Source organism: Acidobacteriota bacterium, assembly GCA_009861545.1.
In the GTDB taxonomy this organism is placed as follows: Bacteria; Acidobacteriota; Vicinamibacteria; order Vicinamibacterales; family UBA8438; genus WTFV01.
Genome location: VXME01000079.1, coordinates 1 through 6,000, shown reverse-complemented (window position 1 = coordinate 6,000; position 6,000 = coordinate 1). Strand labels below are relative to the sequence as shown.

At 72.0% G+C, this 6,000-nt stretch carries 6 protein-coding genes; all 6 read right to left on the bottom strand.

What is annotated here, in order from left to right:
• Positions 1 to 206: 206 nt before the first annotated feature.
• A complete protein-coding gene (gene murA / locus F4X11_13430) occupies positions 207 to 1,463 on the bottom strand; it encodes a UDP-N-acetylglucosamine 1-carboxyvinyltransferase (protein ID MYN66015.1) in 1,257 nt (418 codons plus the stop codon).
• Between the two features lie 50 nt (positions 1,464 to 1,513).
• A complete protein-coding gene (gene murB / locus F4X11_13425) occupies positions 1,514 to 2,458 on the bottom strand; it encodes a UDP-N-acetylmuramate dehydrogenase (GenBank protein MYN66014.1) in 945 nt (314 codons plus the stop codon).
• 73 nt (positions 2,459 to 2,531) lie between these two features.
• The gene (locus F4X11_13420; protein MYN66013.1) at positions 2,532 to 3,473 is read right to left on the bottom strand and encodes a biotin-dependent carboxyltransferase family protein; all 942 of its coding nucleotides are present in this window, start codon (positions 3,471 to 3,473) and stop codon (positions 2,532 to 2,534) included.
• A complete protein-coding gene (gene pxpB, locus F4X11_13415) occupies positions 3,470 to 4,186 on the bottom strand; it encodes a 5-oxoprolinase subunit PxpB (protein ID MYN66012.1) in 717 nt (238 codons plus the stop codon). The genes F4X11_13420 and pxpB overlap by 4 nt, the downstream gene beginning before the upstream one ends.
• Positions 4,186 to 5,598 (bottom strand): UDP-N-acetylmuramate:L-alanyl-gamma-D-glutamyl-meso-diaminopimelate ligase, encoded by a 1,413-nt coding sequence (gene mpl, locus F4X11_13410; GenBank protein MYN66011.1) that lies wholly within the window; start codon positions 5,596 to 5,598, stop codon positions 4,186 to 4,188. Before mpl ends, pxpB begins: the two co-directional genes overlap by 1 nt.
• The coding region (locus F4X11_13405; protein MYN66010.1) for a hypothetical protein at positions 5,595 to 6,000 on the bottom strand (406 nt) is incomplete at its 5' end. The genes F4X11_13405 and mpl, both read right to left, overlap by 4 nt.

The window sequence follows — 6,000 nt, the reverse complement described above, 5'->3', positions numbered from 1 at the left end:
AGGGGGTCCCTTTTCAGATTGCCGCGGGGTCCCTTTTCATCTTGCCGCTACCACATCGGCGTCGATCGCGCGGCGCAACGGCCAGTCCGGAATCGCCACGCCGGGCAAGTGCGACGTCAAACGGGTCGCCGACAGCAACGTCTGGCTGCCGGAGTCGATCACGCGGAGCTCGCTGGCGCGAAACTCCTGCGCCTGGGCGCGGAGCCTTACGTTTCGACGGCCACGCGAGCCCCGAGCGACCGCAGCCGGTCCACGACGCTCGCGTAGCCACGCTCGACCGTTTCGAGCGGGCTGATGCGACTCTCCCCCTGCGCTGCCAGCCCAGCCGCGATGAGAGCCATCCCCGATCTCAGGTCGCGCGTGTCCAGGGTGCGTCCGTGCAGCGCGCGGCCGCCCTCGACGATGATGCGGTGGGGATCGCAGAGGAAGAGGTTGGCGCCCATGCCGCTCAACTGCTCCAGCGCAAAGAGCCGCAGCTCGTACATCCAGTCGTGAATAAGGGTCCGGCCGTCCGCCTGCGTCGCCAGCACGGTGGCGAGACTCACCATGTCGCTGGGGAATCCGGGCCACGGAGCGGTGGTGATCTGGCGCACCGCGCGGGGTTGCGACGGTCGTACCACGAATCGTTCGCCCGCCACCTCGCAGCCCACCCGCATGCGGCCGAGCACAGCCGTGAGCGGCTCGAGATCGGAGCCTGCCACGCCCCGCACCTCCAGCTCTCCCCCGGTGATGGCGGCCACCACCGCCCAGCTTCCGGCCTCGACGTAGTCGCCCCGCAGGCGGTGGGCCGTCCCGCCCAGCCGCGCTCCGCCGGCGATCCTGATGGTCGGGGTTCCGGCCCCCTCGATCTCGACGCCCATGCCCCGCAGGAAGGCGCACAGCTCCACGACGTGCGGCTCGCAGGCCGCGTGCCGGATCTCGCTGCCGCCGGGCGCAGCCGCGGCAGCCAGGATGGCGGTCTCGGTGCCCGTGACCGACGCTTCCTCCAGGTAGAAGGAGGCCGGCGTCAGTCCGTCCGGAGCGGCGAAGGCGTGCCGCTCCCCCGCCTCGACCCGTACACCCATGGCGCGCAACGCCTGCAGGTGCGCGGCCAGCGTGCGGCGGCCGGGGAAGTCTCCTCCGGGCGGGGCCAGCGTCGCGCGGCCCAGGCGCGCCAGCAGCGGACCGACCAGCAGCACCGAACCGCGCAACCGTCCGACAAGCCGAGGGTCGGGCTCGTCCGTGCGGATCTCGGCGCAACGGACCCGCATCGTCGTCGTCCCGATGCCCTCGACCTCGGCGCCGAGCCCTTCAAGCAGCTCGGCCATTACGCGGACGTCTCCGATCCGCGGAACGTTCGACAGCATGCACGGTTCGTCCGTCAGCAGGCACGCCGCCAGCAGCGGCAACGCGGCGTTCTTGTTGCCCTCGACGCTCACCGACCCGCCGAGTCGGTGGCCGCCTTCGACGATAAGTGTGGACATGCCGTTGCCTGCGTTCCCTCCCGCCGCTTGCCCCGGCGCTCGACGCGGCGTCAGCGTGCCGCGTCGAACTCCCCGAGAAACACCACCTCCCGGGCCAGCGTCACGCCGTACTTCTCGGCGACGGCATCCCGGCACCGTTCGATGAGGATCCGGACGTCGCGCGCCCGGGCGCCCGGATCCGCCACGATGAAATTCGCATGCACGGGCGACACGCGCGCCCCGCCGACCGCCGACCCCTTCAGGCCGGCCCCGTCGATCAGCGCGCCAGCGGCGCACGGCATGCCGGACGGCAGGCGCTGACGATCCGGATCCGGATTGCGAAACACGCAGCCCGCGCTCGGCGCGGCGAGCGGCTGCGTACGCTTCCGGAACCGCAACGACGACCGGGCTTCCGCGCGCAGCGCGGCGGCCGGACCGGACTCGACCGCGAACTCCGCGGAAAGCACCACCTCGCCCGTCTCCTGCACCCGGCTGCGGTCGTAGCCGAACCCCATCCGGTCGCGCGCGACGCGGTGCGTCTCTCCATCGGGCCGCAGCAGCACTGCCGCCGCCACGCGCTCGCCGATCAGCCGGCCGCGGAAATGCGCGTTCCCGCAAACGGCGCCCCCGACCGTGCCCGGCGTCCCCGCCCAGGCCTCCAGGCCGGCGTAGCCGCGGTTGACCGTCCAGCGAACCAGCCCGTTCAGGGTGACCCCCGCGGCGGCCCGCACCAGGCCCGGCGCAGTCCTGGCGATTTCCCCGTGCCGGAACCGAACGACGAGCCCGCGCACCCCGGCGTCGCCGACCAGTACGTTCGAGCCGCCCCCCAGCAGCGTCACCGGCAGACCGAGCGCACGGGCCGCACCCACCGCGGCCGCGACTTCGGACCCGGAGCGGGAGTCGAGGAACCAGTCGGCCCGCCCCCCCACGCGCAGGGTCGTCAGCGGCGCGAGCGGCTCGTCGCACAGAATCCGCCCCGGGTCGAGCGATCCGCGGAGCAGCGCCCTGAGCTCCATGTCGACATATCGCCGCCGTTCCCCGTTCCCGGATGGAGCGCCGCCGCGATCCGGTTCCGCCGGTGGCGCGGATTCAGGTGCTCTCACGCCCGCGTCCGGAATCCAACAGCGCCCTGCGCGCCGTCTGCAGATCGCACCGCTCGAACTCCATCCAGTCTCCGGGGGCCAGTTGTCCCAGCACCGGAATGTCCGCCGTGACGACCGTCGCCACCCGCGGATAGCCGCCGGCCGTCTGGCGGTCCGCCATGGCGACTATCACCCCCCCGGACGGCAGGACCTGCACCGCGCCGAGGGGCAGCCCCTGCGACAGCAGGCTCAGTCCGTCAGGTCCCGGAATCGGCTGGCCGTCCAGACGATACCCCATCCGATCCGATTCGGGACGAATCGTGTACCGCCCGGTCTCCAGCCGCCGGAGGGCGGCCGGATCGAACAGCCCGGCATGCGGACCCGGCAGCAGGCGTACGCGCGCGCCCCCCGCCGGCAGGCGTCGCCGCCATCTGGCCGCCCCCGGCTCCCTCCGCGGCACGCCGAGCGCGGGACCGACGGTCAACCGGTCCCCCGCCCTGAGCGCCCGTCCCTCGAGGCCGCCCATGCCGCTGCGCAGGTGCGTGGACCGGCTGCCGAGCACGGGAACTACGGTGAACCCTCCCGCCGCCGCGAGATACGCCCGCGCCCCGGCCGTCCGCCGTCCGAACGCCAGCCTCTGGCCGGGGTGGGCATGAAGAACGGTATCCGTGGACACTTCGCTCGCATCGAGCGTCAGCTCGAACGCCGCCCCCGCGACGGCGACACGCATCGCCGTCTCGAAGCGGAGCGACGGACCGACCAGCGTGATCTCCAGCGTTGCCGCTTCCGGCGGGTTTCCGATCAGCCGGTTCGCACGGCGGTGGGCCGCCATGTCCATCGCGCCCGACACCGAAACGCCGTAGTGCTGGTATCCCCAGCGTCCGGTGTCCTGCACGGTGGTCAGGAGGCCGGCGTCCTCGATCACCAGTCCCGGCTGCGCGCTGGTCATGAACGTCCGGTCTCCACCCGGGCGTACGACGCCTCGTCTATCGGATCGAAGCGCACGACGTCGCCGGCCGAGAGCAGAAACGGATCCGGGCGCGCCATGTCGAAGAGGCGAACGGGGGTCTGACCGATCAACTGCCAGCCGCCCGGGGACACCACCGGATACACGCCCGTCTGGCGCGCCGCGATACCGACGGAGCCGGCCGGCACATGGACCCGCGGCACGGTGCGCCGCGGCGCCGCGATCCGTGGATCCACGGCGCCCATGTACGCGAATCCCGGTTGGAACCCGAGCATGTAGACGCGATAGGGCACGCTGCGATGGCGTTCGACGACCTCCGCCTCGCTGCAGCGCCCAAACCGGGCAACGTCGGCCAGGTCGGGTCCGCGGACGCCGCCGTAGCACACCGGCAGCCGGACCTCGCGACGTGCTCGGCCGGCGCCGCGATCCGCCGGCGCGGCGGTCTCCGCGGCAAGACGGCGCAGCACGGCGGAGATCTCGTCGACGTCCCCCAGCAAGGGATCGAAGTGCACCGTGACCGTCGCGAAAGCCTCGACCACGTCCCGCACGCCACGGATTCGGTGGCCGCGCAGTCTCTCGGCAACGGAGACGCAGCGCGCATTGACACCCGGATCCAGGCGGGCCGGAAACGCCAGCAACAGGGCGGAGTCCCCGTCGCGCGACAGCTCCCACGCCCACGGCGAGGCGCCGGCCATCACGCGTCCGCCGGCGCCGCCGGCTCCCCCAGCCGCCGACACAGCGTCTCCCGCAACCCCCCGAAGTCGCCGTTGGACATCAGCACGACCCGATCCCCTGCCCGCGCCTCGCCGACGATCGCGTCACCGATCGCGTCAATCGTCGGCAGATGCCTTGCCCGCGTGCCGGCCGCCACCAGATCCGCGACGAGCCGCGCTTCCGACAGCCGCTCCTCCGGGGGAAGCGCCGACCGAAAGACGGGCGCCACGATCACCTCGTCGGCCCCTGCAAGCGCCTCCGCGTAGGCGGCCTGAAAGATACGCCGGCACGACGTCGCCGAGCGCGGCTCGAATACCGCCCAGACCCGTCCGCCGGCCACCGCGGCCCGCAGGGCGGCCACCGTTTCCCGCACCGCGCTCGGATGATGCGCGAAGTCGTCATAGACGGCGACACCCTTCCCCACGCCGCGCAGCTCCAGGCGCCGGCGCACGCCGGTGAAACTCCGGAGGGCTGATGCCGACGCGTCCGGACTCACGCCCACCGCCGCGCCGGCGGCCACCGCCGCCAGCGCGTTGCGCACGTTGAAAGCCCCGATAAGCGGCAGATCCACACGGGCCGCCACCTCGTCCCGAAACACCACGTCGAACCGGGTCCGCTCCGCGCCATGCTCGACGTCAACGGCCCGCCAGTCGGCGCCGGCATCCAACCCGAACGTCTCGACGGGGCAGTGCGCGGCATCCTGCAGCTCCCGCGCCCCCGCGTCGTCGCAGCCGAGCAGCACGCGGCCGTTCGACGGCACGAGCGCGAGGAAACGGCGGAACGCGAGACGCAGCGCCGCCAGATCCGGGTAGATGTCGGCATGGTCGAACTCGAGGTTGCCGACGACGGCCACGAACGGCAGGTACTTGAGAAACTTCGCCGTCTTGTCGAAGAACGCGCTGTCGTACTCGTCCCCCTCGATCACGAACAGGTCGCCCGCTCCCAGCCGGTAGCTCGCTCCGAAGTTGCGCGGAATCCCCCCGACCAAGAAGCCGGGATCGGCGCCGGACGCAACCAGGGCCCACGCCGTCATCGAAGTCGTCGTGGTCTTTCCGTGGGTGCCCGCCACGACGATCGGCCGAGACTTCCAGAGGAACCGCTCGCGCACCATCTCCGGCAACGACACGTAGCGCATCCGCCGCGCGAGGACGGCCTCGACTTCCGGATTGCCGCGCGACACCGCATTGCCGATCACCACCACGTCGATGTCGTCGGTCAGATGGTCTGCGTCGTAGCCCAGCCACGGCGTGATGCCTTCCGCGGCGAGGAAGCGATCCATGGGCGGATAGGCGTCGGCGTCCGATCCCCGCACCTGCATCCCCTGTCGTTTCAGCATGGCGGCCAGGGTCGCCATCGCGGTCCCGCAGATGCCGATGAAGTAGACGCTGGTCACCCGACCGCCGCCTCCTCGATGATCAAACGGCCGCCGGTCGTGGCTTCCACGGTCACGTCGACGCCGAGCGGTACGGTGAGAAGTGGTCCGGCGGCGTGCCCCGTCGGAAGGCCGAACAGTACCGGACCCGGAACGTCGTCGAGCAGTTCGGCAAGCACCGACCGAATCGTCGGACCCGACGACGGCTCATCGCATCCGGGGAACTCCGCGCAGACGACCGCGCCGGCGCGCGCGAGAACGCCGCCCTGCCGGAGCTGCACCAGCATTCTGTCGATCCGGTACGGCCTCTCGTCGACGTCGTCCAGCAAGAGCACGAATCCCGGCGGCGCGTCGAAAGCGAACGGCGTTCCGAGCGAAGCAGCGAGCTGCGTCAGCGTGCCCCCCAGCAGCGGCCCCCGGGCC

Coding starts and splice junctions, on each gene's coding strand:
- murA (MYN66015.1), bottom strand. CDS start 1,463: ATGTCCACACTTATCGTCGAAGGCGGCCACCGACTCGGCGGGTCGGTG.
- murB (MYN66014.1), bottom strand. CDS start 2,458: ATGGAGCTCAGGGCGCTGCTCCGCGGATCGCTCGACCCGGGGCGGATT.
- F4X11_13420 (MYN66013.1), bottom strand. CDS start 3,473: ATGACCAGCGCGCAGCCGGGACTGGTGATCGAGGACGCCGGCCTCCTG.
- pxpB (MYN66012.1), bottom strand. CDS start 4,186: ATGGCCGGCGCCTCGCCGTGGGCGTGGGAGCTGTCGCGCGACGGGGAC.